Origin of the sequence: Lysinibacillus boronitolerans JCM 21713 = 10a = NBRC 103108, from assembly GCF_000772935.1 — a bacterium.
Classification (GTDB): Bacteria; Bacillota; Bacilli; order Bacillales_A; family Planococcaceae; genus Lysinibacillus; species Lysinibacillus boronitolerans.
The window spans coordinates 1-25,665 of record NZ_JPVR01000060.1; the positions used below are offsets into that span (position 1 = coordinate 1).

The 25,665-nt window shown below is 38.2% G+C and carries 23 protein-coding genes, 1 pseudogene and 1 other annotated feature; of the genes and pseudogenes, 12 read left to right on the plus strand and 12 right to left on the minus strand.

Going from position 1 to position 25,665, the window contains the following annotated elements:
- Positions 1 to 1,055 (plus strand): annotated as a pseudogene (locus tag CD31_RS03635) (collagen-like protein); the annotation flags it as partial.
- Positions 1,056 to 1,187: 132 nt separating this feature from the next.
- Here CD31_RS03635 and hemY read toward each other — a convergent pair.
- From hemY to hemE, 3 genes are all read right to left on the minus strand, one after another.
- Complete coding sequence (hemY, locus tag CD31_RS03640) at positions 1,188 to 2,609, minus strand: protoporphyrinogen oxidase (protein WP_036075839.1); 1,422 nt, start codon at positions 2,607 to 2,609, stop codon at positions 1,188 to 1,190.
- Between the two features lie 14 nt (positions 2,610 to 2,623).
- Positions 2,624 to 3,544 carry a ferrochelatase gene (gene hemH / locus CD31_RS03645; protein WP_036075840.1) on the minus strand — a complete coding sequence of 307 codons (921 nt, stop codon included), beginning with the start codon at positions 3,542 to 3,544 and terminating at the stop codon, positions 2,624 to 2,626.
- 152 nt (positions 3,545 to 3,696) lie between these two features.
- Entirely contained in the window at positions 3,697 to 4,749 is a 1,053-nt protein-coding gene (gene hemE / locus CD31_RS03650; RefSeq protein ID WP_016994888.1) for a uroporphyrinogen decarboxylase, read from the minus strand.
- Between the two features lie 233 nt (positions 4,750 to 4,982).
- Between hemE and CD31_RS03655 the strand changes: the two genes are divergently transcribed.
- Positions 4,983 to 5,498: an antibiotic biosynthesis monooxygenase family protein gene (locus tag CD31_RS03655; RefSeq protein WP_016994889.1), complete on the plus strand. Its 516-nt coding sequence runs from the start codon at positions 4,983 to 4,985 to the stop codon at positions 5,496 to 5,498.
- A 72-nt stretch (positions 5,499 to 5,570) separates the two neighbouring features.
- Here the strand turns inward: CD31_RS03655 and CD31_RS03660 are convergent, their stop codons facing one another.
- Together CD31_RS03660 and CD31_RS03665 are read right to left on the minus strand one after the other, a co-directional pair.
- On the minus strand, positions 5,571 to 6,752 hold the full coding sequence (locus CD31_RS03660) for an ABC transporter permease (RefSeq protein WP_036075842.1): 1,182 nt from the start codon (positions 6,750 to 6,752) through the stop codon (positions 5,571 to 5,573).
- Positions 6,736 to 7,485 (minus strand): ABC transporter ATP-binding protein, encoded by a 750-nt coding sequence (locus CD31_RS03665; RefSeq protein ID WP_036075843.1) that lies wholly within the window; start codon positions 7,483 to 7,485, stop codon positions 6,736 to 6,738. The genes CD31_RS03660 and CD31_RS03665 overlap by 17 nt, the downstream gene beginning before the upstream one ends.
- A 104-nt stretch (positions 7,486 to 7,589) precedes the next feature.
- Here CD31_RS03665 and CD31_RS03670 point away from each other — a divergent pair, with 104 nt between their 5' ends.
- From CD31_RS03670 to CD31_RS23755, 6 genes are all read left to right on the plus strand, one after another.
- A complete protein-coding gene (locus CD31_RS03670; protein ID WP_016994891.1) occupies positions 7,590 to 8,003 on the plus strand; it encodes an HIT family protein in 414 nt (137 codons plus the stop codon).
- A 148-nt stretch (positions 8,004 to 8,151) separates the two neighbouring features.
- Entirely contained in the window at positions 8,152 to 8,688 is a 537-nt protein-coding gene (locus CD31_RS03675) for a tryptophan transporter (RefSeq protein ID WP_016994892.1), read from the plus strand.
- 133 nt (positions 8,689 to 8,821) lie between these two features.
- Positions 8,822 to 9,217 carry a YtxH domain-containing protein gene (locus tag CD31_RS03680; RefSeq protein ID WP_016994893.1) on the plus strand — a complete coding sequence of 132 codons (396 nt, stop codon included), beginning with the start codon at positions 8,822 to 8,824 and terminating at the stop codon, positions 9,215 to 9,217.
- A 157-nt stretch (positions 9,218 to 9,374) separates the two neighbouring features.
- Entirely contained in the window at positions 9,375 to 9,935 is a 561-nt protein-coding gene (locus CD31_RS03685) for an HTH-type transcriptional regulator Hpr (protein WP_016992097.1), read from the plus strand.
- Between the two features lie 202 nt (positions 9,936 to 10,137).
- Positions 10,138 to 10,683 carry a DUF3267 domain-containing protein gene (locus CD31_RS03690; protein WP_036075845.1) on the plus strand — a complete coding sequence of 182 codons (546 nt, stop codon included), beginning with the start codon at positions 10,138 to 10,140 and terminating at the stop codon, positions 10,681 to 10,683.
- Between the two features lie 70 nt (positions 10,684 to 10,753).
- Positions 10,754 to 10,939, plus strand: a complete 186-nt coding sequence (locus CD31_RS23755; RefSeq protein WP_008173337.1) for a hypothetical protein — start codon at positions 10,754 to 10,756, stop codon at positions 10,937 to 10,939.
- 243 nt (positions 10,940 to 11,182) lie between these two features.
- Here the strand turns inward: CD31_RS23755 and CD31_RS22840 are convergent, their stop codons facing one another.
- Positions 11,183 to 11,287, minus strand: a complete 105-nt coding sequence (locus CD31_RS22840; RefSeq protein ID WP_004230765.1) for a YjcZ family sporulation protein — start codon at positions 11,285 to 11,287, stop codon at positions 11,183 to 11,185.
- Positions 11,288 to 11,430: 143 nt separating this feature from the next.
- On the opposite strand from CD31_RS22840, the gene CD31_RS03695 reads away from it, so the two are divergent.
- Entirely contained in the window at positions 11,431 to 12,411 is a 981-nt protein-coding gene (locus CD31_RS03695; protein WP_016992099.1) for a peptidylprolyl isomerase, read from the plus strand.
- A gap of 61 nt (positions 12,412 to 12,472) precedes the next feature.
- Here CD31_RS03695 and CD31_RS03700 read toward each other — a convergent pair whose 3' ends face one another.
- The 4 genes from CD31_RS03700 to CD31_RS03715 form a co-directional block, all read right to left on the minus strand.
- Entirely contained in the window at positions 12,473 to 13,777 is a 1,305-nt protein-coding gene (locus tag CD31_RS03700; RefSeq protein WP_036075847.1) for a methyl-accepting chemotaxis protein, read from the minus strand.
- A 165-nt stretch (positions 13,778 to 13,942) separates the two neighbouring features.
- Positions 13,943 to 14,878 (minus strand): 3'-5' exoribonuclease YhaM, encoded by a 936-nt coding sequence (yhaM, locus tag CD31_RS03705; protein WP_036075849.1) that lies wholly within the window; start codon positions 14,876 to 14,878, stop codon positions 13,943 to 13,945.
- Positions 14,875 to 17,763 (minus strand): ATP-binding protein, encoded by a 2,889-nt coding sequence (locus tag CD31_RS03710; protein WP_036075851.1) that lies wholly within the window; start codon positions 17,761 to 17,763, stop codon positions 14,875 to 14,877. Before CD31_RS03710 ends, yhaM begins: the two co-directional genes overlap by 4 nt.
- A 4-nt stretch (positions 17,764 to 17,767) precedes the next feature.
- Positions 17,768 to 18,982 (minus strand): metallophosphoesterase family protein, encoded by a 1,215-nt coding sequence (locus tag CD31_RS03715; RefSeq protein ID WP_016992104.1) that lies wholly within the window; start codon positions 18,980 to 18,982, stop codon positions 17,768 to 17,770.
- Between the two features lie 257 nt (positions 18,983 to 19,239).
- On the opposite strand from CD31_RS03715, the gene CD31_RS03720 reads away from it, so the two are divergent.
- A complete protein-coding gene (locus CD31_RS03720) occupies positions 19,240 to 19,425 on the plus strand; it encodes a YhzD family protein (RefSeq protein WP_036075853.1) in 186 nt (61 codons plus the stop codon).
- 52 nt (positions 19,426 to 19,477) lie between these two features.
- Here the strand turns inward: CD31_RS03720 and CD31_RS03725 are convergent, their stop codons facing one another.
- Positions 19,478 to 20,260 carry an enoyl-CoA hydratase gene (locus CD31_RS03725; RefSeq protein WP_036075854.1) on the minus strand — a complete coding sequence of 261 codons (783 nt, stop codon included), beginning with the start codon at positions 20,258 to 20,260 and terminating at the stop codon, positions 19,478 to 19,480.
- Between the two features lie 139 nt (positions 20,261 to 20,399).
- Here CD31_RS03725 and trhO point away from each other — a divergent pair, with 139 nt between their 5' ends.
- Positions 20,400 to 21,371, plus strand: a complete 972-nt coding sequence (gene trhO / locus CD31_RS03730; RefSeq protein ID WP_036075855.1) for an oxygen-dependent tRNA uridine(34) hydroxylase TrhO — start codon at positions 20,400 to 20,402, stop codon at positions 21,369 to 21,371.
- A gap of 180 nt (positions 21,372 to 21,551) precedes the next feature.
- Here trhO and CD31_RS03735 read toward each other — a convergent pair whose 3' ends face one another.
- Positions 21,552 to 23,201, minus strand: a complete 1,650-nt coding sequence (locus CD31_RS03735; RefSeq protein WP_036075857.1) for an FAD-binding dehydrogenase — start codon at positions 23,199 to 23,201, stop codon at positions 21,552 to 21,554.
- A gap of 403 nt (positions 23,202 to 23,604) precedes the next feature.
- Positions 23,605 to 23,846: a binding site (T-box leader), on the plus strand.
- Positions 23,847 to 24,009: 163 nt separating this feature from the next.
- On the opposite strand from CD31_RS03735, the gene serA reads away from it, so the two are divergent.
- Positions 24,010 to 25,623 (plus strand): phosphoglycerate dehydrogenase, encoded by a 1,614-nt coding sequence (gene serA, locus CD31_RS03740; RefSeq protein ID WP_036075859.1) that lies wholly within the window; start codon positions 24,010 to 24,012, stop codon positions 25,621 to 25,623.
- The last annotated feature ends 42 nt before the right edge of the window (positions 25,624 to 25,665 follow it).

Consider the following 25,665-nt stretch of genomic DNA (forward strand, 5'->3'; position numbering starts at 1 on the left):
CCGGGGCTACTGGCATTACTGGAGCCACTGGCGTTACTGGGACTACTGGCGCTACTGGTGTTACTGGGGCTACTGGTGTTACAGGAGCTACTGGTGTTACTGGGGCTACTGGTGCAACCGGGGCTACTGGTGTTACTGGTGTTACTGGCGCTACTGGCGCTACTGGCGCTACTGGTGTTACTGGCGCTACTGGTGTTACTGGCGCTACCGGGGCGACTGGCGCTACTGGCGCTACTGGTGCAACCGGGGCTACTGGCGTTACTGGAGCCACTGGCGTTACTGGGACTACTGGTGTAACTGGTTCTACTGGCGCTACCGGCGTTACTGGCGTTACTGGGGCTACTGGCGTTACGGGAACGACTGGGGCATTTGGAGCTACTGGAGCTACCGGCGCTACGGGGGTTACTGGCGCTACGGGTGTAACTGGTTCTACTGGCGCTACCGGCGTTACTGGAGCCACTGGCGTTACTGGTGTAACTGGGGCTACTGGCGTTACTGGGGCGACTGGGACTACTGGTGTAACCGGGGCTACTGGCGCAATTGGACCTACTGGGATGACTGGTACTACTGGGCCTGCATTTACTGAAGGGTTCTCTGCCTTTAAAAACTCGTTGACTGTTAGTGGATCTACTCCAATCACTAACTGGAGTGTCGCTTCACCATACTTTACAACACCTGCTTTCAATCCAACAACTGGTATATTCACTGTACCAACTACAGGTAGGTATTCCTTTGAAGCAACCATTAACTACTCCACTGCTGCGGCTATTACCGTTACTTTAGGAGCAGGAATAAACCCTTCATTTGCAATTAGACAAAATGCTACTACAAATTTAATTAGTGGCTTGTTCCCTGTACTAAACGTCAATGTGGCACTTGTATTAACATTACGCGCAGTTCTTGGAAATGGCACAATCACTTTAGCAGGAGAAGTGGATTTAAATGCTGGAGATACGATCGATTTGTTCTATGAAGCCAATGGATTGACCATCTCTCTTACACTAGGCGGCGCTAACTCTGGTGGTATTGTTTGGTCATGTCATCGAATTTCTTAGGGCTAGGACATTAATAAGCAATACAATTCTTAGAAGAAATAGCCAACCTCAAAATAGTGGTTGGCTATTTCTTTGACAATATAAAGGATGGTACAAACATTGATAATAAATGTTTGTACCATCTAATTTGTATTACTTGAAGATTTCCATTAATACTTCATTTGCAACCTGTTTACCTTGCTGCACACACTCTGGAATCGATATCCCTTCAAACGAGCTTCCTGCTAGCTTTACTGTTGGAAAATGTTCTTGTAGTTCCTGCTTGATACGAAGGACTTTCGCCTCGTGTCCAACTGTATATTGTGGCATCGCATTTTTCCAACGTGTTACAACAGTTGTAATAGGTTCGCCATCGATACCAATCGTTTTCTTTAAATCCTGAAGCACAGTTTTTTCAATCTCCGTATCCGATAAAGCCACAATCGCTTCGTCGCCCACTCGACCAATATAACTACGTAATAATACATAATCCTCTGGTGAAGTACCTGGCCATTTTCGATTCATCCAAGTACAAGAAGTAATCGAAAAATCACTATTTCTAGAGACATAAAAAGAAAGAGCATCTAAATCACCGAGCTGTTCCTTTTTAAAGGCCATTGTAACGGTAGCAATAGTCGCAGCCTTCATTGTCCCCAATTCATGTAATAGACTTAGCTTGCTAAACATTTTTTCAGCCATATTAAAAGGGGTAGCAATAATAACAGCATCCGCTTTGATATGCGAGAAATTATTGAGCATCACCTGAACTGAGCCATCCTTACCATGCTCTATTTCCTCTACTTTGACACCCTTCATCACGGTCCCCGGAAGTAGTGATTCTTCTATACTTTCGATGAGTGTTTCTAGGCCATTGCTAAAGGTTTGAAAGATTCCTTTATTTTCAGCTATCTGATGATTGCTTAAGAAATTCGTTCCTGACTTCTTCATACCAATCAGCAAACTACGATATTTTTGTTCTAAACTATAAAGCTGTGGGAATGTTGAACTCATACTTAATTGCTCAATATCCCCTGCAAATGTACCCGCTAGTAAGGGCTCTACTAGATTTTCCACAACCTCCGCACCAAATCTTCTTCTAAAAAACGCTCCTAATGGTTGATCGTCATCCTGTGTTGAACGGGGAATGAAAAAGTCCCCCGCCGCACGAACTTTACCACTAAGTGAAAACAAGCCTGACGTTATAAATGAAGAGATATGGGGTGTCTCTCCTGATAGGAGATGACTAGGTATTGGATATAACTGACTACCAACAGCAACATAGTTTGGCCCCGCATTACTTGTTAATAGTTTCTGTTCGATCCCGAGATCCTTTGCTAAAGCATTGACATAATTTTCACGATCAAAAAAAGATTCTGGCCCACGCTCAATAATAAAGCCATCTTTTCTTAGAGTTTGAATTTTTCCGCCAAGACGTAATGACGACTCGACAAGTACGATATCTAATGGCAATTCTTTTGTGCTTGCTTCTTTTTGCATATAGAACGCAGCTGTAAGGCCTGTAATGCCACCGCCTACGACAACTACCTTTCGTCTTTTCTGAGTCACCAACATCATCACTTTCTTTTCGCTTAGCTTAATTTTTTATGAATCGCCTCTACCATCGCCTCAATAAATAATGGGTGTGTATTTGGCATTGCTGGACGATAGTATTTTGCACCAAGTTCATCACAAACAACTTTACATTCAAAATCGTTGTCATACAACACTTCTAAATGCTCTGTTACAAAACCTACTGGTGTATAAACAAATGAACGGAAGCCTTTTTCTTCAAATAGCTCACGTGTTAAGTCTTGAACATCTGGACCAATCCAAGGCTCTGGTGTTTGGCCTGCTGATTGCCAGCCAACCTCTACATTTTTTAAACCTGTCGCAGCTTGAATAAGACGAGCTGTTTCAATAAGTTGATCTTCATATGGATCACCTAAGTTTTTAATTTTTTCAGGCAATGAATGTGCTGACACAATTAGACAAGCTGTTTCACGTTCTTCTTCTGACATTGCATTGAATGTCTCATTCACTTGTTGTTTCCAGTACTCAATGAATTTCGGCTCGTCATACCAAGATTCTACAGAAGTAATCTTTAAGCGACCTCCTGCTGCCTCTTCAGCACGACCATTATAAGACTTAATAGAGAAAGTAGAGAAATGAGGAGCTAAAACAATAGAAACCGCTTCTTTTATGCCCTCTGCTACCATTTGCTCAACTGCATCTTCTATAAATGGATGAATATGTTTTAAACCAATAAACAATTTATATTCTACAGCATCCTGTACTTCGTTCAAACGTGCACATAATGCTTCAGCTTGTGCTTCTGTTGCCGCAGCTAATGGAGATAAACCACCGATTGCTTCATAGCGGCTACGTAAATCTTCTAAATGCTCTGCAGAAGGTTTACGTCCATGACGAATATGCGTATAGTAAGGTTCAATATCTTCTTCTTTATAAGGTGTTCCGTATGCCATTACTAGTAAGCCTTTAACTTCTTTCATTACCCTTTTCACCTCTAAAATTGTTTTATGTTTTCATACATTATGTGATAAAAAGAAGCTGCCCAATCTTGATTATTGGACAGCTCCTTTTCTACATTGAAATTAAAATTTCCTATATAGAAAAGGACATATTATTCACATTTGATTGACTTCTATAAAGAACGAGCATGAATTTGTTGAGCACTATATTCATGAATAAGCGTTGTAAGACGTTTTAAGACATCCGGGTCAACCTCTGGGAAAACACCATGGCCTAGATTAAAGATATGACCTGGCATTTCTAGACCTTGATCGATAATATCTTTTGTTCGTTTTTCAATAATTGACCAATCTGCAAGTAATAGGGATGGATCTAAGTTTCCTTGTACAGGTTTTGTAATACCATTGGCACGCGCGTCTTTAATAGGTAAACGCCAGTCTAAGCCCACAACATCAATCGGTAAATCATTCCATTCTTTTGCCAAATGGCTAGCACCAACTCCAAATTGAATTAGTGGTACATTTTCTTTTTGCAACTCTGCAAAAATACGAGTCATAATCGGTTTAATGAATACACGGTAATCCTCTACATTTAAGGCTCCAACCCATGAGTCGAACACTTGGATAGCTTTTGCACCAGCTTTAATTTGAGCCGTTACATCTGCAATAATCATGTCAGCGAGTTTATCCATTAAAGCAAACCAAGCTTGAGGTTCTGATACCATAAATGACTTTGTTTTATTATAGTTTCTTGAAGGACCACCTTCAATCATGTAGCTTGCAAGTGTAAATGGGGCTCCAGCAAAGCCGATTAAAGGCACATTCAATTGCTCTTCTGCAAGTAACTTGATTGTCTCTAAAACAAATGGTGTATGCTCTTTGGCATTGAATTCACCTAATTTTTCTACATCTGCTACTGACCGAATAGGATTAGAAATAACAGGACCAACACCTGCCTTAATTTTCACATCTATCCCGATTCCAGGGAGAGGTGTGACAATATCTTTATATAAAATTGCAGCATCCACATTGTAATTCTCTACAGGTAGACGAGTGACATACGCACATAGCTCTGGTTGATGTGTAATTTCCTCTAAGGAATACTTTTCTTTAATTGCACGGTATTCTGGCTGAGAACGTCCTGCCTGACGCATATACCAAACAGGTGTATGTGCGGTCCTTTCTCCACGTGCAGCACGTAGAAGTGTATCATTAAAAGTTGTCATGAATAATTCCTTCCCCTCGTTAAATTCTTACTATAAAAAATCGCTTGTTTATTCCTTTATTATTGATATCCGTTTCCAATAGTAAACGCTTCCTCTGTTATTGTATAGTTTTCCTAGTGAAATGTCATAAAATTGTTCTTTCTCGACATATTCTTTTTGAACGGAGCGTTAGACTTACACCAGAAAGGGTATAATCACGCTATATTAGTAAGATTCATAAGGAGGATAAATTCATGTATATTTATTTAACTTCTGGTACTGGTGATTTTTTGGAGCAGGTAAAAAATAAGTATCCTAATGAGCATATGATTTTAATTCATGGGGAAGGAAACTCTGTACTGATACATGAAACCGAAGGAAAAACAGTATTTGCGACACCCCGTAAATTTGAAGTGCTGGATGCAGTAAATGATTTAGAGGAACGTGGTTTCTTTGTTTTCAATAATATTCCTGTAACAGATGAAGGACGGCCAGTTTTCGAGCACCGCTTTTTAGAACGATCACGCGCTATTGAAAATGAGCCTGGCTTTGTTGCATTTCGTTTATTACGTCCAATTAAGAGTGAGACTTATATTGTCATGACTCAATGGAATGGACCACATTCATTTGAAGCTTGGAAAAGCTCGAAAGCATTTGAATCAGCTCATGCTAAAACAGATGACTCAACTGCCGTACGCCAGCAAAATATCTTTTCAGCAGCTTCTTATGTCACAACTTACAATGCAATACCAAAAGAAGATATTGAGTAGCTAATATAAAAGCTCATTTTCCGAATGTTTGCATTGGAAAATGAGCTTTTCAATTTGTCAGCTATAGCCTCTTCATTTGGACATTTTGGCTGTTAATTCACTAATCACCAAAACTATAATAACGGCTATATAAAACATCGGCTGTGTAATGGCGCACAAACCTACAATAATGGCTTGAGTAATCATTGCTAAACGCACAATTTGCTTCACAGCTAGTTGACGAGCATGCTCTGGTAACGGATAGAGCATGTCCATTCGAAATTCGCCACTGGATAGCAAAGCTTGTTTTAACTGAATTGTTGTGGCAAAGCTTAGTGCACCCGCTACAATCCATGTAACGACAGGAATGTCTACAAAAGCTGCAATGATTGCTGAAATGGCCGTAAGACGAAGCCATAAATAGAAATGGTCATCTGTCCGGACAAAGGTACGAAACACCAAATACTTTTGAGCATTCCCCTTACCATACGGTACAAATCGATAAAGCCAGTCCATCCAGCTTCGACGTCGAATGCTACCGTGTAAATGAGGTACGTCTGTAAAATAATTGGCAAAACGATAGAAGCTCATCATACGATTTTGTTCAAGCTTGACAAAATGCTCATACGGCACAGGTTCGCCAGCTGATTTTTTACTAAAGACAATAATATATATAACACTAATAATTGTAGCTACTACTGCTAATAGCAACTGCGCATGGAGCGCCATATAAATAGCAGCCACAAAAATGACAGCTCGAATAAACCTGTCCACCCAAACCATTTGCCCTCGTTCACTATAACGATAGCTGAATTCTCCTCGAACACTTAGATATTTCAATACAATGGTAAGTAAAAAGATCGTCCATATTTCCACCGTGGATAATTCCGTCACGGCTTTTAATAATGGAATACTAACAATATAGACAATCGCTACAATCCACACCTGAGACCAAAACGTCCAAGCCAGCGCCTTGCTGAAGTACAGAGACATTTTTGATTCTAAAGGTAATAAGTATACTTGATCTGGCTCTCTCAACAATGTAGTTGGACGGCTAAAGGCCAATATCGCCCCAATGATAACAGCTATCACGATTTCTGCTGGAAAGTCTTTTTGAACAACTTTCAGCCATTCGCTATATTGATAGCCCCCTGCTCCTATTAGAAATACAAGTACAATGACTATATGCCCTGTAAATATAAATTGCATATATTTTTGTACTTCTCCTATATAATGCATGAAGCGAGAGGACCATACATCACGCAAGTTCTTCATGGTCCCTCTCCTTTGTCATAGCAATATAAAGGTCATCTAATGTTGCATACGGCATAGCAAATGATTGACGTAAATCAGCCATTGTTCCTTGTGCTCGAACTCTTCCTTCATGCAATAAGATAATGCGATCACAATGCTTTTCAGCTGTTGATAGAATATGTGTAGACATTAATATAGAAGCGCCTTCTTTTTTCTTTTCATCCATTTGATCTAATAACGATTGAATACCTAATGGGTCCAATCCCACAAAAGGTTCATCAATAATATATAGACTTGGATTCACTAAAAAGGCACACATAATCATAACTTTTTGACGCATTCCCTTTGAAAAATGTGAAGGGAACCAATTTAATCTTTTCTCCATTCGAAATTCTTTTAACAGTACATCAGAACGAGCATCGAGTGTTGCTTTGTCAATACCGTAAGCCATTGCAGTTAATTCTAAATGCTCTCTTAATGTTAGCTCATCGTATAATACAGGGGTTTCAGGAATATAGGAAAAGGCTGTACGATACTTGTCCGTATCTTCCTTTAATGTTACACCATTTAGACGTATGTCCCCTTCCTTTGGCAACATTGTTCCTATAATATGTTTAATCGTTGTACTTTTACCCGCTCCATTTAAGCCGATTAAGCCAACTAATTCACCTTTTCCAATCGTAAAAGATAGATCTCTAATAACAGGTTTTCTTGTATAACCACCTGTTACATGCTGTACCTCTAATACTGACATATTCTCACTCCTCTTCTTGTTTTATATTTTATCAAAAATTAGCAAATGATACAGGTTTGAGTATGATAGAATGTACTTACATATACGTTAAGGGGGAAATTCTTATGAGCGATTGCCTATTTTGCAAAATTATTGACGGATCAATTCCAAGCACAAAAATTTATGAAGACGATCATGTCTATGCATTCACGGACATTTCACCTGTTGCAAAAGGACACACACTATTAATTCCTAAGCATCACTGCCAGGATCTATTCGAAATGCCAGAGGAAGTAGCACGTCATTTATATGCTGTTGCACCAAAAATCGCGAATGCTATAAAAGCAGCGTTTCAGCCAATTGGTTTGAATACAATTAATAACAACGGTGCTGCTGCTGGACAAACTGTTTTCCACTACCACTTACATTTTATTCCGCGTTACGATGAAAAAGAAGGGCTAGGCTTAATTTGGCAAACACAAACATACGCACCAGAGCAGTTGGCAGAAGTAGCAGAAAGTATTAAAGCCAATCTATAAGCCATTTGTAATATATTAACATCTGAATGTTCAGAATGCTGTATTGCAAATTTTTAAAATTTAGCGTACAATCACAAATAAGTTTCGCTAGCGGTCAAGAGGACACGCTAGGAGACAAATAGATTAGCATAGTCGAGGAGAGATTCAAATGAATACAAAGAATTTAGTATTAATGGCACTGTTAGTAGGTGTCGGTGCTGCTCTTTACGTGGTTACACCAGGAATGGTGAATGGGATGAAGCCTGATTTTATGTTAACCATGATGTTTATTGGTATTTTATTATTCCCAACAGTGAAAGAAACGTTCCTACTTTCTCTTTCAACAGGGGTACTTTCAGGTTTATTTACAACATTCCCAGCAGGTCTTGTTCCAAATATTATTGATAAAGCTGTTACTGGTTTTGTATTTTTAGCTGCTTTACTCATTCTCAAAAAACTGGCAGGTCACTTCGCCGTATCTGCTGTATTAGTTGGTTTGGGAACGATTCTTTCAGGAACTGTCTTTTTAGCAGTTGCACTTTTTGTATTCAATGCAAATGTTGGTGCAACGTTTGCGATGCTATTTATTGGCGTTGTCCTTCCAGCTGTCGTATTTAACGTTGTTGCTTTTGCAGTGATATATCCAATTGTTTCAAAATTAGTGAAGCGCTCCAAGTTCAATACAGCTATTTCTCAAATATCATAAATAAACACTTAAATAATCCAAAGAAACTAAACTGTGATGGCCAAATCACTCGTTTAGTTTCTTTTTTCTTTTTGTATTTATGCATTTCATGGTTTAATAGTAAATAAACATGACTAGAAATGAGGTATCTAATATGAAAGCAAAACCATTTTTACTAGGACTAACAACAGGAATTATCGGCGGGACAATTGCTGTGCTTTTCTCAACGCCGCAATCTGGGCAACAGCTACGTGCTTCTGTTAGACAAAATGTTTACCAAACAAAAGGTATGCTCCTTGATGTAAAACAACAAGTAGGAACTGTAAAACAATCTGTTAATACACTAACAAATGAAGTAAAAAATAATATCCCACAAATAATAAATGATTTAAAGCAAACAATTACGACTTTTACTGAAGAAATCGAACCAACGAAAAATAATTTGCAACAAGAATTAGATGCTTTACAGAATTCGATAAGCGAAATCGAGAAAAACATTGCACAAATTACGGAAAACAAGAAAAAACCTCAAGAAAAAGTTAGCGACTAAAGTCCTTATTCACAGTCGGATAATCTATTTTTTTACCAAAAACTATTGCTATAATATTATTTTTTAACCACTTTTCAATTTTTTAATTTTTCTAACTTTAAACTTTTTTTCTTTACTGCTATAATATTTTTAAAAATGTGAAAGAAAGCAGTAGGTGATGGCTTTGTCAGAGGAATTATATACACAAAAAGAAGCGATGCTTTATAGTCAAAGAATCGCACAGTTATCAAAAGCGCTGTGGAAAGCGGTTGAAAAGGATTGGCAACAATGGATTAAACCTTATGATTTAAATATTAATGAACACCATATTTTATGGATTTCATACCATTTAAAAGGTGCTTCCATTTCTGATGTTGCGAAATTTGGCGTTATGCATGTTTCTACAGCATTTAATTTCTCCAAAAAATTAGAAGAGCGTGGCTTTCTTAAGTTTTCCAAGCGTGATGACGATAAACGTAATACGTATGTTGAGCTTACAGAAGCCGGCACAGAGCTCATTGTAGAGATGAATAAAAACTACCATAATACGTACCATTCTGTACTTGAAGGGTCATTAGCATTAAAAGATTTATACGGCCGTTTCCCTGATTTTTTAGATGTAATGGCTGTTATTCGCAATATCTATGGTGAGGATTTCATCGATATTTTCGAACGCTCTTTCCAACATTTCCGTGATTCCTTTGACACGCTAGAAGAACGCACACCTGTAAAAGGATAAGACGAAGCTTCAAACTGCACATAATTTTTCCTGCAATTATTTATAAGTTGAACAAAAATGAGTTATACTGTTCATTCAGGAATGAGTCATGTGAAGGAGGTATTTCAGAAATATTTCTGAAGTGCCTCCTTTTTCTTGCATTCTAACATAATTCAATTTACATTAAATAGGACACTTCCTATTTCGGAGTTGATAAAAAACCATGCATTGCTGGAAAATTTTAAATTTAGAACATCATTACGGTACTACGCGTATTATTATAATGGGTGTCATTACTTTTTTAGTGGTCTTTTCTGTTTCGTATGTAACGTTTAATTTATTCAATGAAGAGCATTATACAGATCGACTATTCTGGCTCTTTGTAATAGCTGTGCTAACACTTTATCCCATTCATAAATTTTTGCACTTTGTGGCTCTATTTGATTTACGCCAGCATTTAAAATTACGCGTACGTAGTCAGTTTTATATAATTCCTGTTTTACACATGCGAATTCGAGAGCCTTTATCTAAAAATCGATACATCTTAGCATTACTTACGCCTTTTATCGTTCTAAATACTAGTATTATAGTTGGAACATGGCTTTTACCAGCCTATACCCATTATGGGACATTGCTGTTAGCCTATCACTGTAGTCTATGTCTGATTGATATCCTTTACGTGAAATATCTATTGAATTCACCTAAAAATTCGCAAATAGAAGAAACACCTAAAGGCTATGAAATTTTAGTTCCACCGACCGTTCACTAAATTGCTTGTACTTGTTTTTTATTGACGTTCTTTGTTATGCTATTACTATTGAAAGAGGGGAGGAATAGACTTGCTATTAATGATTGTAGTTCTATTCTCGGTATTCTATTTATTTCAAATTAATCGCATGACCTATGCTCTATGCATGCGACGTGAAATTCCCGAAGAAAACCAACCAAAAATATTCCGAACTATAAATATACTTATTACTATCCTACTTGTCTCATTCTACATTGAAATTTTATATGCAGTATAGCAGAAAAATCCATTACGCCTCGGCGTAATGGAATCTAATTTTTTCTGGCTTTTTTTGAAAAGCTCCTTTCAAAAACATGTGACATCCGCGCCCGTCCGCACGCTCGAAGATAAGTCGAGCCCCCCATGCAACAACTTTTACTAATCAATTAAATTGTTTAGAATCTAAGGCATGCGGCGCGAATGCCTACATTGTCAAGAAAAGCTAAGAGTTAAAGCTCTTAGCTTTTCGCTGTTTTATTAATTAGTATAGGAACGCTGCACCAACGATAATTAATAAAATAAATAACACAACTAATAAAGCAAAGCCTGAGCCGTAGCCACCGCCACCGTATCCTCCGTTGCCCATAACTTCACCCCCTTTCTTTTCTATATCCTATGCGCTTCAAAATTTGAAATATAGGCAATACTCAAGGGGGAACCATTTTGTTTTTAAATCGTTTATGTTATAGTAAAAAATGGACGAAACCATGTTAGGAGAGAATATCCACTATGAAAAAGACAGTTTTATCTTTAACTCTAGCTGCATCTGTATTAGCGCTTGGTGCTTGTAGCGGCGGAGACAGCAAAGCAATCGTTACTTCTAAAGTGGGCGATATTTCAGTAGCTGATTTTAATGAAAAGGCAAAAGCTTTAACAGGCTCATATGTAATGCAGCAAATGGTGACTGAAAAAGTTTTAGCTGACAAATATGAAGTAACAGATAAAGAAATCAAAGAAGCTTATGACACTACTGCATCACAATTTGGTGATGGCTTTTCACAAGCGCTTGCTGAAAGTGGCTTAACTGAACAGGGCTTTAAAGATTCTTTACGTGTTCAACTTCTTCAAGAAAAAGCTTTAAAAGATCAAGCAATTAAAGAAGAAGATGTGAAAAAATACTACGAGCAAATGAAAACAGAACTAAATGGTCGTCATATTTTAGTAGCAGATGAAAAAACAGCAAAAGAAGTGATTGCAAAAATTAAGGGTGGCGCTAAGTTTGAGGACGTTGCAAAAGAGTACTCAACAGATACTGGCTCTGCTCAAAAAGGTGGAGAGCTTGGATGGTTCTCTGTAGGTTCAATGGTTGACGAGTTTAACGATGCTGCTTATGCTCTTGAATTAAATACATTAAGTGAACCAGTAAAATCTAGCTTTGGTTACCACGTAATTGAAATTACGGACAAGCGTGATGTAAAAGGCGTAGGTTCATTTAAAGACGAAGAAGAAAACATTCGTTCAACTATGTTAAGTAAACTGAACCAAACTGGCGAAGCTCAAACGATTCTTAAAGATATTGTTGCAAAGATGGCTAAAGATGCAGATGTAAAAACATCTGATAAAGATTTAAAAGAATCACTTAAATTCTTTACAACAACAAGTGAAGAACAAGCAAAAGCAGCTGAAGAAGCAGCTAAAAAGGCTGAAGAAAATGCGCCAAAAGAGGATTCCGAAGATAAAGCAAAAGATACTGACAAGGAATCTAAATAACTTAGAGACGAGTCTATACAAAAAAGAAGCACCTGATATATCAGATGCTTCTTTTTCTTCTCTATTTTACTTTAAATTGGCTAATTTCAGTTTGTAGGTCGTTTGACATTGTTTGAAGAACATTTGCAGCACTTGCTATTTCCTCATTAGAGGCACTTTGCTGCTCAATTGATAAAGCAATATGCTGTATGCCTGAAGATGTGCCATTCGCTATGCCAACGACTTCTTTTACAGCCTCATCTGTTTGACTTGTTTTCTCATTGACACGCAAGACAATATCCTTTACTTCCTTTGTACGATGACTTATCTGTTGCAAATCTACGACTATATTTTTAAAGGTATCGCCTGTCTGTTCAACAGATTCACGCCCTTCCTCCACAAACTGCGTCCCACTATTAATAGCATAAACAGCACTGGAGGTTTGGTTTAAAATATCATCCACCAATGTTCGAATATTATCTGCAGCTTTTCCAGATTCCTCTGCTAGCTTTCTTACTTCATCTGCCACTACTGCAAAGCCTTTTCCAGCCTCTCCTGCACGAGCTGCTTCAATAGATGCATTCAATGCAAGCAGGTTTGTTTGATCTGTAATACTTGTAATCAGCGCTACAATCGTACTAATTTCCTTTGATTTTTCACCTAAAGCATTCACAACTTCGGTTGATTGATGAACAGATTCATTAATGGTATTCATTTTCTCAATCGTTTGCTCAATTAACTGTAATCCTAAATCAGCCTTTTGGTTCGTTTCATTCGCTATTGAGGCCACTGCCTGTACAGCAGAAGATGCATGATCCATATCTTTAGTGATTAAATGTGCCGATTCAGATAATAAATCCATTTGCCTTAATTGTCCTTCTGCACTGGAGGCAATTTCCCCAATGGCACTGGAGATAGTTTCAACTGTTTGACTGCTTTGCTCGGTAATCGTTGTAAATTCCTTTGTAAAGGCTGATACATCTGTCGATGCTTTATTCGTCTTTTCAATGACCGTGCCAATTTGCTCTAACATATGATTAAATTCAGTCGATAATTGACCAATTTCATCTTTCAATCGATCATCAATGCGAACAGTTAAATCGCCATCAGCAGCCAGTGTCATAGCATTTAACACACGCTTTACACGCCTTAAGACGATATACCTTGTACATAACGAAATAATTACTGTGCCGATAAATAACGAAATAAATGTATTGATGACAACCCCTGCACTACCATTTAAATGCACTACTTTCTCGAATTGACGACTAACAAATTCTGAAATATGGGAGCTAATAAACAAGCTTATGCCAATTGCTAATATCATTTTGAAAATTAAACTTTTCCAAAACTTAATTTTCCGTGAAAAAAGTCCCTCTGTATCCATTACTTTTCCCCATTCCTATAATTTCTCTCTCTATTCTAAAATAAATATTCACATTGGTACAATAGTTAGGCACTATTAATAAATATATGAATACTTAGACTCAGAGAAATTAATAACGAATAGCTAGACAGCAATGTTAGTTTATGGGCTGATTTATACTGCTTTTTAAATAGTAGGCTTATAGAATGATCGATTATCCAGTGGGAAGAGTCTCTCTGTAAATTCACCCGGTGTCGTTTTTCCTAATGCTCTTGTTAACATATTCATCTTTGCATCAATGTTATCAATATAATGCAAGATTTCTGCTTCCTGAATCATCGGTTTTTTCGGGCTACCCCATTCTTCTTTCCCATGGTGAGACAATACCATATGCTGTAACAGCATGACTTCCTCACCTTCAATTTCAAGCTCACTAGCAATCTTAGCAATTTCATTCACCATAATCGTAATATGGCCTAATAAATTGCCCTCTACTGTATACATTGTGGCAACTGGTCCTGATAACTCTACAACCTTGCCTACATCATGTAAAATAATTCCCGCATATAATAAGTCACGATTTAGTGTTGGATATAGATCAGCAATGGCTTTACCTAGTTTAAGCATAGAGACCATATGATCTAATAAACCTGACGCGTAGTCATGATGATTTTTTGTCGCTGCTGGAAAAACTAAAATGGCCTCTTGGTGTTTTTTTATAGCCGCTCTAGTAATTCGTGAGATATTTGGGTTTTTAATATCAAAGAAAAATTGTGTTAATTCTTCATATAGTTGTTCTTTCGGTGTTGCAGAGGACGGCACTAAATCATGAATAGCGATTCCTTCCTCTGGCTTTGCAACACGAATAGATTTGATACGCAATTGATTCTTTCCTCTATAGTCATGAATCTCTCCGCCAACACGTACAATGGCTTCCGCATGGTACATCTTTTCATGATCCTCATTCGTGTCCCATAGCTTTGCCTCTATATCCCCACTTTTATCTTGTAATAATAGCGACATAAATGGCTTTCCAACGGTTGTAACACCTTTTGTCGCTTGTTTTATTAATAAAAATTGATCAACTGCTTCTCCAACTTGGAGCGTCGTAATCCCTTTCATGTTGACGCCACTCCCCTTTCATTTGCTAATGCTCCTATATCGACAATCTGATCTCTCTGCCAATATTTGAGCATTGTATCATGGCAAGTAAAATATAAAATTTGACGTTCATATCCTACTTCTTTCATTAATTGTACCATTTTGTCTGTGCGGTTTCGATCAAAATGGACAAAAGGATCGTCCATAATCATGGGAAATGGAGCTGCGCTCACTAGGGTTTTTGCTAGAGCCATTCGCAATGCAATATAAGCTTGCTCTTTGGTAGCCTGCGACAACTCCACCATTTGATAACGTATTCCTGCAGCATCCTGTGCTACAAAATAACCTTCCTCATGAATCGAAAGTTTGTCATAGTTTCCTTCTGTTAGTAAACGGAATATGGCATTTACCTCTGCAAGGACATGAGGTAATTTTTCTTCGCGAAGACGGAATAAAGTTTCATGAATAGCTGTTGCCACAGCTTTTTTAGTTGCCCATTGCTCTATTAACTGCTGCAATTCTGTTTTCTCCTGCTCAAACTGTTGAAGCAATTGACCATACTTTTCATCATTTAATAGCTGTTCTTTTTCCATTAGCAAAGCGGCACGTTGTTCAAGACATTGGTCAATTTCTAATTGCAATGACTGCTGCTCTTGTTGTAAAGCAAATATGCCCTCGTTAACAGTGTCCTCCATCAGATTTTTCTTCTGTTGAAGATCGAGTGAAGATAATTGAGCCTGAACAGTTTGCAATTCTGTCTCAATTTTTCTTCTCTGTTCAAATTGCTCATGCATTTCATAATAAGCCTGTTCATTTTGGATTTTTGCTTCACTGAATAGCTCGTACATTTCAGCTGTATAACGATCCATTCTTGATTGTCCACCTTCTATTTTTATTTGGATGTTGGCTAGCTGATCTTTTGCATGCTGTGCTTGCTGCTGATGCTGTTGTGCTTCAAGGTAGGCTGTTCGTAAATGCATATAAATTTCCTGTTCATCATAGGCTCCATCTAAAACCCGTTGAAGCTGCTCATAAATGTTGCTCTTTTCTACCTGTGTTTCTTGCAATAGACTTGAGGTACTGTTTCGTTTAGCTGCTAATTCTTGTACACCACGAATACGCATAAATAATTCGGGCATTAGCGTTCTAGCTATCGTTCCTTGTAAGCGATAACGCTTTAAAAAATGCTGGAGTGTCTGAGTGGCTTCTTCACTCTCTACCTCCGCTTGTTGAATTTTATATTCAAGAGAAGTGTATTGCTGCTCTTTTTCTTTCTGCTGTTCATTGATGTGTAACCAACGATCTTCATATCTTTGCTTCTTTAAAAGAACTGCTTGTACTGTCAATTCCTCCTGCTCTAACTCCCGTAGGAGGAAATTGTGCTCTTTATTAGTAGGTTCATCTGCTTGCTTAACATATCGAATAAACAAAAAGGTTAGCAATGATAAAACTGCTCCAATTAGGATTACAACTATGTTTTTTTCAAATACGCCATAAGCAAACGACATGAAACCAATCAGTAGTACAAGCCAGATAAAATAATGAGGCTGCTTCTGCTTACTGCGTTGCGATTTGGCAGCACGTAATTGCTCAAGCCTCCGCTTTTGTTGTGGCCACTGTGCTAAAATATGTTCTTCCTCGCTTGTTAATGACTCAAGCATTAGCTGCTGCTTCTGTTTGGCTATTGCATCTAACTCTTGGTGTACTTGATCGAGTGAACGTAGATAAAATTTTAGCTCCTCCTCGGCCTCCTCTAATTTACTTATTTGAAGCTGAAATTGTTGCTCCTGTTGGAGTGAAACTGTTTCGTTCAGAAGATTTTCTTGTGCCTCTTTGTCTGTTACACCTAGTAAACGAAACTGTGCTTCAATTTCTTGTTCGAGTAAAAAGAGATCATCCTGTAAATTTTGCTCCTTCACCATTAGCTGATGCCACGTTGCCTCTTTTTGCATAAGGTAAGCCATTTCATTAACCTTTTGCTCATCCACTGCTGCTATTAGTTTCTCCTGCAATGTTTGATGCTGCTCCTTTAATTGCATCAGTTGTTGACTTTCATGTAACAGACGATCCTTTATTTGTTCATAACGTCTAATACCCTCTGATGGAAACTGAACATGCTGATAATTGGTCATTGTTTGTTGCAAAGTCTGTTGCTGCTTGAGAAGAGGAAGCGCTTGCTTTTGAATAGTTAATTGCTGCCACTGTTGCTGTTGCTGTTTTTGCGTACCATATAGTTGTTCTAACTTTTGCTCGAGTAACTGTAATTGCTGTAATTTATCCTCAAAGGTTTGTATTTTTCCCTGTTCCTGTTTAATCGTCCGCTCCAGCTGCTTTAATTGCTCGATCTTTTGATTAATCAATGGCACTTTACCTGTCTTTTTAAACAACTCACTAGCCTCTTTATCCATTTTCTTTTCAAGGGTGGATAAATGCTGAATACCTGTTGTACCTGAGGCAAGTAGCAAATGAGTTAGCTCCTCTTCAGACATTTTTTCAATACCTTGTAGCTCATGCAGTGAAAAAGAAAAAATGGCTTCAAAGGATGCCCTAGAATAACCATATAAAAGCTTTCCTAACAGCTCCTCATGCCCCGTTGTACCATCCTCAAGATAGACAGTAACATCACCAACAGCTTTTCCTTTCACACGTTCAATTGTGCATTGACCATAAATTGGATGCAAAAGTGTCAGCTGACCCCCATATTTTGTCGAAATTTTCGGCTCATATTTGCGCTGTGTCTGCTGCCTTGTAGGGAAGCCAAAAAGCATTTGTAGTATAAACTGTTGAATCGTCGTTTTTCCTGCTTCATTTAAACCATAAAAAATAGTGACACCATCATTTAACGAAATGGAGATATTTTCATGCTTACCAAAGCCATAAATTTGGATTTTTTGAATTGTCAGCATGTAATCACGCCCTTTGAATTTCTTCTGCTAATAATGTCTGTGCACGATGCGTTAAGTTCTCAATATCCTTTTCACTAAGTGGCTCTATTAGCCTTGCCCCACCGGCATATTGGTACAAATCTTTTAAAATATCCTTCCATTCATTACTGTCCCACTGTTCCATTAAGCTCACAACGGATTGGGTAGTTGCGGTATGCTCATAAAATCTCGCGGCCTTTTGCAACACCATTTTTTGTACCCAACACATTGGCTCAATACCTTCCTCAGCCTCTCGAATAGTCTCTAACCATGCATCTACTGTTGCATGCTCAAATAAAGCTTCTGTTTGTTCGTCAATTTGTTGCAAATGAAGCTCTACTACTGATGCGCCAAACTTCTTTCTATTGGCTGTAATCGCTTCTGCACATCTCTTCAGCAATTCATTGGCGTGTACCACATCCGTACAATCCACCTCTATCGTGCTATAAACGACAGCAGAAGTAGAGATAAAATCAAGCTCAGTCGATGTTTTGGATAACGTCACATCATAAAAACCTTTCATTCCTTGTTCTTTACGATGTCGACTTTGAATATTGCCCGGATAAACAATGGGCGGGTTTTGGTGTAAAAGCTGTCGTTTATGAATATGGCCAAGCGCCCAATAATGATAGTTCTTTTCAAGTAACTGCTGTTTTGTAAAAGGGGCATACACATCATGTGTCGTATTGCCTGCCTCACTGCCATGTAGCATACCAATATGAAGGGCATGCTGATCATGCGCAGTTGGATAGCTTTCGATAACGGATTCCCTTAAATGACGTTCGGGATAACTAAAACCATATATATTCACTTGCTGACCACGTATTTTTAATTGAACTACACTCGTTTCAGCCGGTAATTCATAGACATTACTTGGTAAAGCAAAGCGTGTCCATGTGCCATTTAAATGATCATGATTTCCGTAGCTCACAATCACAGGGATATTGTGTTGAAAGAGCTTTTCCATTGCATCTTGAAATCTTCGTTGTGCTTGCAAGCTACGATTTTCACCATCATAAATATCCCCAACAATTAGTAAAAAATCAGGTTTTTCCTGAATCGCTTTAACGATAATTTTATCGAACGCTTCAAAAGTGCTTAACCGTATTTTCTTTAAAATGTGTTCGGGTAGACCAAATAAGCCCTTAAATGGACTATCTAAATGTAAATCTGCCATATGGAAAAAACGAATTGCTGACATCCAATCACCTCAAATAGTAGATAATTCTCTCTTTAGTGCAAACCAAAGTAATAATATGCTGATTAACCAATACCGAATATTTGTTCTATTTTATCATAATTCATGTTTGATGAAAAATGCTATTACGGAAAAAACAACATTGCCTCACTTTTTCCACAATTTTCGTAATTTATCAAAAAATCCACTAGTTTTACCGTGAAGTTTATAAATCTTCTATGTATAATAGAAATATATTCAAGTAAAAGGGTGGGGTCTGTATGGAGAATTATCGTTTTACAGCTTTTGAAAAAACAGGAGAAACATTATTTGATGAAACTTGGACTTTTGAAAATGATGAGGCTGCTAAACTAAATGGACAACAACAAATTGAAGAAAAAGGTGTTGCCGATAAAACTCATCGTCTTGTAAACGCTTCAGGTAAATTAATTTTATTCCATGTTTAGTGGCTAATAAAAGGCACGTAGTCAAGTGTTTGCTACGCGCCTTTTATTATTTTTATTTACCTACAAAGACAGGCGTTCTTTTCTCTACAAAAGCATGAATGCCCTCAATATGATCTGATGTTTTACGCATTGTAGACTGTCCCTCAGCCTCTAATGCTAAGATATTTTCTAGCTGTGGCATATTTTGTGCATGCAGAATTTTTTTCGTCGTAATCATGGAAGATATTGGGGATGCAAGCATTTTACCCACCAGCTGATCTGCCATTGCAAATACAGTGCCCTCAGGTGCAATATAATCAATTAATCCTGCATCTAATGCTTCTTTTGCTGTTAATACCTTCCCCTCCCATATCATTTGTTTTGCCTTAACAGTACCTACACGCTCCTTCATGAAGAAATGACCGCCACCATCTGGAATCAGTCCTATTCCAATGAAATTCATAGCAAGCTTACTATTTTCACAGGCTACAATAATATCTGCCCCTAGTGTTAGACTAAATCCTAAACCTGCTGAAGCTCCATGAACTGCTGCAATCACTATCATCGGTAGCTGATAATATGCCTTTACGATACGTGTCAGATAAACCATTGCCTCATCAATATTCAGCGGTTTGCTTTCATCTAGCATTGCTTTTATATCACCACCCGCAGAAAAGACCTTTCCTTCTCCACGAATAACAAGCACCTGAATATCTTTTTCCTGTTGTAGAGCTTCAAAGCATTCTGCTAGTTCACGCATCATAATACCATCCATAGCATTCATCGCCTGCGGACGATTCAACGTTAATGTTGCGCGACGTTCTAATTTTTCTAAAGTAATTGTTGAAAATTCCATCTCTATAACCCCCAAATATGAATAGTCATTCACTATATATAATTCGTGTTTTTTTAGAAAACTCCTTCTCTCTAAGCAAAAATGCTCCTTGTTATGCTATATTAAAGGACGAATATTGAGATAAAGGTGGTAACGTATTTTGACACAAAAAGACTATCGTGTATTACTTTATTATAAATATATTACGATTGAAGACCCTGAAGCTTTTGCAGAAGAGCATCTAGCACTGTGTAAAGAGATAGGGCTTCTTGGTCGCATTTTAGTAGGCTACGAAGGTATTAACGGAACTGTATCAGGTACCATTGAGCAAACAGATGCTTACATGAGCCATATGAAGGCTGATGCTCGTTTTAATGATATTATGTGGAAAATTGATGAGGTTGAAGGGCATACCTTTAGAAAAATGCATGTACGTCCTCGTAAGGAAATTGTTCACCTAGGCTTAGAACAGGATATCAATCCGTTAGAAATCACAGGTGATTATTTAACACCTAAAGAATTTATGGAACAGATGCAAGATGACAACACAGTAATCATCGATGCCCGTAATGACTATGAATATGATCTCGGTCATTTCCGAGGTGCTGTACGACCAGATATCGAAAACTTCCGTGACCTACCTGCTTGGATGGAGGCACATAAAGAAGATTTTGCAGATAAAAAGATCTTAACTTATTGTACAGGTGGTATTCGCTGCGAAAAATTCTCAGGTTGGCTAAAACGTGAGGGCTATGGTAAGAGCGTAGGTCAATTGCACGGCGGTATTGCTACATATGCGAAGGATCCTGAAGTAAAAGGTCAATTATGGGATGGTCAAATGTTTGTTTTTGACCGTCGTCGAAGTGTACCGATTAATCAGGTGGAGCATGTCATTGTTGGGAAGGATTATTTTACAGGGGAACCTTCTGAACGATATACAAACTGTGCAAACCCTGCGTGTCATAAATTAATGCTTTGTGAAGAAAAACACGAGGCATTTTACATGCGTAGCTGTTCAGATGATTGTCGCCGTGCCGAACGCAACTTTTTCGTGGAGGAAAATGGTTGGACAAAGGAACAAGTTGAAGCGCAAATTGCTAAGATTGCAGAGGTCCAACAATCAAATTGTTAATACTTAGAGAGATAATGCATTAAAGATAGTTTCCCTGTAGTTTGGGCAAGTAAGATCCCAAATCCATTCAATTTAATTCAGGGGATTATTTCATAGTCATTGCAGCTCAAAAAATTCAGCATAGTGATCATCAGTTCAAAAGAGCATCGTTTATCAAGACGATGCTCTTATTTATACACTTTATCCTTGTCCTAAATAACGTCCTACCTGGCGTCCACTAAATAAACACCCACCTACAAATGTCCCTTCTAAAGCGCGGTAGCCATGGACACCACCGCCACCGAAACCACTTACTTCACCAGCAGCATATAACCCAGGAATTGGCTGACCGTCCATACCTAAAACAGCACCATTTAAATTTGTTTGTAAGCCACCTAAAGTTTTCCTTGTTAGAATGTTTAAGCGAACAGCAATTAAAGGCCAATTTTTGGTATCTAAAATTTTATGTGGCTTGGCAACACGCACCCATTTATCGCCAATATAATTTCTTGCTCCATGAATAGCGTTTACTTGCAAATCCTTCGTAAACTTATTGTCCATTTCACGATCTCTTGCCAAGATTTGTTCTTTAATCTTCATGAAATCAAGTAGCTCATTCCCAGCAAGTTTATTCATTCCATCTACAAGTTCCTTTAGATCATGTGCAATCACAAAATCCTCTCCGTGATTTTTAAAAGCTTGGATCGGAGCCGGTGGGCCTGGTAAAATGCGTTTTAGAACATCGCTAATGCTTTTGTTTGTTAAATCTGGGTTTTGCTCTGAGCCAGATAAAGCAAATTCTTTCTCAATAATTTTTTCCGTTAAAATAAACCAGGAATAGTCATAACCAGTTTTTTGAATCGCCTCCAACGTACTGAGCGTATCAAACCCTGGAAAGTTGGGTGCATGAAAACGATTCCCCTCTGCATCAAACCACAGGGAGGAGGGACCAGGCAATATCCGAATCCCATGGTTAGGCCATATCGGATCCCAATTTTTTAACCCCTCTGTGTAATGCCACATACGATCACGATTAACAATGCGTCCCCCAGCGTGTTCCGTAATCTCTAGCATTCTTCCATCAACGTAAGCTGGCACACCACATACCATATTTTTAGGAGGTGTCCCTAATCGAGCAGGCCAATTTTTTCTTACTAAATCAAAATTTGCCCCAATACCTCCACTTGCCACAATCACAGCTTTAGCTTCGTAGGAAAATTCACCGATCCCTAATCTGGAACTTTTTTCACCTCGATTAATAAAGGTTTCAGCAAGCACCGTTCCGCTAATTCCTGTAATCTCCCCTTCTTGCTGGATAAATTCATCCACACGATGTCTTGGCTTGAAGTCAATAAATCCATCTTTTATAGCCTGTTTCACTTTATCTACAAATGGCTTTACAATGCCAGGGCCTGTTCCCCAGACAATGTGAAACCTTGGTACTGAATTGCCGTGTCCTCCTGCTAACGAACCTCCCCGCTCTGCCCATCCAACAACGGGGAAAAACTTTATTCCTTTTGACTTTAACCAGTCGTATTTTTCACCTGCAGCAAAATCGACATAGGCTCTTGCCCATTTATATGCCCAAGAATCCTCATCATCTAAACGATCAAAGCCTGCAGTTCCTTGCCAATCCTGCCATGCAAGCTCCTTACTATCTTTAATCCCAAGCCTTCGTTGCTCTGGAGAATTTACTAAAAATATTCCACCGAACGACCAATATGCCTGTCCCCCGATTGAATTTTCAGGCTCTTGATCTACTAAAAGAACTTTTTTCTTTGCATCGATTAATTCACAAGCTGCGACTAATCCTGCAAGTCCAGCACCGACTATTGCAACATCATACTTCATTCTTACACCCCCAAATCCATATCCTTAACTAACATTCTTCTCTCACAGTCTATTTACCTTCTACTATTCATATTTTTGTCTAAAATGTGACAAACAAAATCGTTCGCTTTCTCGGATCCACACCATCGACAATTAGCATAAAACCTCTATTTTATTCCATTTAATTCCCATATAATTTTTTATTCTAAAACTGCACAGAAACCTGATACTATCGGACTTTTCAAATAGCGTTAGCGCTTTCATTGTACTCCCCAAAAAGACGAACAATAAAATAATATAATACATAAATTGTTCGTAATTGGTTATTTTTCAGACTTTTGAAGTCAATATTTTTAAAGTTTTTAAGAAATATCGTTGACAAAGGTGAACAATAGGGATTATGATGTTAACAAATTTAATCACAAAAAATATAACGACGGAGACACACTAGTCGCAAGAAAATCCATAGAGAGCTGATGGTTGGTGCAAATCAGTGATTTCTACGATAATAGTTCCACTCCTGAATAGATAAGCCGAACAACTTAAAAGTAAGCTTATCCGTCTCATGCACGTTACGCATATAGCTAAGACTGCCAGAATAAATTTTCCAGCAGTGATTAAGGGTGGTACCGCGAACCAAAGTTTATACAGCCTTTCGCCCCTTACAACACAATAATTGTGTTTGTAAGGCGTGGAAGGCTTTTTATATTGTTTTCGATTTAGAAAGGAGATTGTTTGCATGCTGTAAGATGTTCGAATTTTACAAATTTCAGACTGTCGTAGATAAAGCCACTACCAACCAATAATGATAAAAAAGGAGCTAATTATAATGACTACTGCAACAAAAACAAGAACTATTAACGTATTTATCGCTGATCCACTAAGTGAGGATGGTATTTTCCCATTACGCCAGGAACAAGATTTAGATTTAAACATTATTGTAGACACAGGACTAGCACCTGAAGAATTAATAGCTAAAATCGCAGATGTAGATGTATTACTTGTTCGTTCTCAAACAACCGTAACACGTGAAGTGATTGAAGCAGCTAAAAGCTTAAAATTAATTGGTCGCGCTGGTGTTGGTGTCGATAATATTGACCTTGCTGCTGCTACAGAACACGGTATTATTGTGGTAAACGCACCAGACGGCAACACAAACTCAGCTGCCGAGCATACAATTGCGATGATGACTTCACTTGCCCGTCATATTCCACAAGCTTTTAATACATTAAAAAATGGGAAATGGGATCGCAAATCTTATGTTGGCGTGGAGCTAAAAAATAAAACTTTAGGTGTTGTAGGTTTTGGTCGAATCGGCGTTGAAGTAGCGTATCGCGCAAAAGGTCAACGTATGAATGTAATGGCATATGATCCTTTCCTAACTGATGAACGTGCCAAAGAATTAGGTGTAACAAAAGCAACGGTTGAAGAAATTTGTGCAGCTGCAGATTTCATTACAGTTCATACACCACTTCTACCTGAAACTCGCAACCTTATTAATAAAGATAAATTTGCGATGATGAAAGATGGCGTACGTATTATTAACTGTGCGCGTGGCGGCATTATCAATGAAGACGATTTATATGATGCAATCGTAGCAGGTAAAGTGGCTGGAGCAGCTCTTGATGTATTTGTTTCTGAACCAGCAACAGATCATAAGCTACTGACTTTACCACAAGTTATCGCAACGCCTCACTTAGGAGCATCTACAATCGAGGCACAGGAATCTGTAGCGGTTGATGTATCAAATGACATCATTAAATTTTACAAAACAGGTACTGTAACAAATCCAGTAAACATGCCATCTATACCAAAAGAGCTTCTTGCACAAGTTGAGCCTTTCTTTGAATTAGCTGAAAAGCTTGGTTCATTCCTATCACAAGTGACAACAGAGCCAGTCAAGGAAATCAACCTATCTTATGCTGGCGAAGTAGCAAACTATGACGTTCGTCCATTAACTTCAAATGCGTTAAAAGGTTTACTGTCTAAAAATCACGGTAATCATGTCAATGATGTGAATGCTCGTTACTTATCTGAACGTATTGGTATGAAAATTAATGAGCACAAAACAACAACAGCAAAAGGCTTTACAAGCTTAATTACTATTGAAATTATTACTGCTAACGAAACGCACACTGTAGCAGGTACACTATTAAACGGTTTAGGTGCACGTATTGTAAAAGTGGAGGACTATGTTGTAGACGTCATTCCACAAGGCCACCTACTTTACATTAAAAATACTGACAAACCAGGTGCAATTGGCCGTGTAGCAACAAAGCTTGCAGAAAAAGAAATCAATATCGCGACAATGCAGGTTGGTCGTGCACAGGTTGGTGGTACAGCGGTTATGATGCTAACGGTTGACAATGTTGTAACAGAAGAAGATTTAGTATTTGTGGCACAGCTTGAAAACATTGATGAAGTGAAAGCCATTACCCTATAATTATCAACAACAAGAAGCAGGGAGTCTCTACTCTCTGCTTTT

Coding starts and splice junctions, on each gene's coding strand:
- CD31_RS03725 (WP_036075854.1), bottom strand. CDS start 20,260: ATGGAATTTTCAACAATTACTTTAGAAAAATTAGAACGTCGCGCAACA.
- CD31_RS03665 (WP_036075843.1), bottom strand. CDS start 7,485: ATGTCAGTATTAGAGGTACAGCATGTAACAGGTGGTTATACAAGAAAA.
- CD31_RS03655 (WP_016994889.1), top strand. CDS start 4,983: ATGTATATTTATTTAACTTCTGGTACTGGTGATTTTTTGGAGCAGGTA.
- hemH (WP_036075840.1), bottom strand. CDS start 3,544: ATGAAAGAAGTTAAAGGCTTACTAGTAATGGCATACGGAACACCTTAT.
- CD31_RS03680 (WP_016994893.1), top strand. CDS start 8,822: ATGAAAGCAAAACCATTTTTACTAGGACTAACAACAGGAATTATCGGC.
- CD31_RS03700 (WP_036075847.1), bottom strand. CDS start 13,777: ATGGATACAGAGGGACTTTTTTCACGGAAAATTAAGTTTTGGAAAAGT.
- CD31_RS22840 (WP_004230765.1), bottom strand. CDS start 11,287: ATGGGCAACGGAGGATACGGTGGCGGTGGCTACGGCTCAGGCTTTGCT.
- CD31_RS03685 (WP_016992097.1), top strand. CDS start 9,375: ATGGCTTTGTCAGAGGAATTATATACACAAAAAGAAGCGATGCTTTAT.
- hemY (WP_036075839.1), bottom strand. CDS start 2,609: ATGATGTTGGTGACTCAGAAAAGACGAAAGGTAGTTGTCGTAGGCGGT.
- CD31_RS03675 (WP_016994892.1), top strand. CDS start 8,152: ATGAATACAAAGAATTTAGTATTAATGGCACTGTTAGTAGGTGTCGGT.
- serA (WP_036075859.1), top strand. CDS start 24,010: ATGACTACTGCAACAAAAACAAGAACTATTAACGTATTTATCGCTGAT.
- CD31_RS03695 (WP_016992099.1), top strand. CDS start 11,431: ATGAAAAAGACAGTTTTATCTTTAACTCTAGCTGCATCTGTATTAGCG.
- CD31_RS03660 (WP_036075842.1), bottom strand. CDS start 6,752: ATGAAGAACTTGCGTGATGTATGGTCCTCTCGCTTCATGCATTATATA.
- CD31_RS03710 (WP_036075851.1), bottom strand. CDS start 17,763: ATGCTGACAATTCAAAAAATCCAAATTTATGGCTTTGGTAAGCATGAA.
- CD31_RS03670 (WP_016994891.1), top strand. CDS start 7,590: ATGAGCGATTGCCTATTTTGCAAAATTATTGACGGATCAATTCCAAGC.
- CD31_RS03735 (WP_036075857.1), bottom strand. CDS start 23,201: ATGAAGTATGATGTTGCAATAGTCGGTGCTGGACTTGCAGGATTAGTC.
- CD31_RS03715 (WP_016992104.1), bottom strand. CDS start 18,982: ATGTCAGCAATTCGTTTTTTCCATATGGCAGATTTACATTTAGATAGT.
- CD31_RS03690 (WP_036075845.1), top strand. CDS start 10,138: ATGCATTGCTGGAAAATTTTAAATTTAGAACATCATTACGGTACTACG.
- CD31_RS03720 (WP_036075853.1), top strand. CDS start 19,240: ATGGAGAATTATCGTTTTACAGCTTTTGAAAAAACAGGAGAAACATTA.
- hemE (WP_016994888.1), bottom strand. CDS start 4,749: ATGACAACTTTTAATGATACACTTCTACGTGCTGCACGTGGAGAAAGG.
- yhaM (WP_036075849.1), bottom strand. CDS start 14,878: ATGAAAGGGATTACGACGCTCCAAGTTGGAGAAGCAGTTGATCAATTT.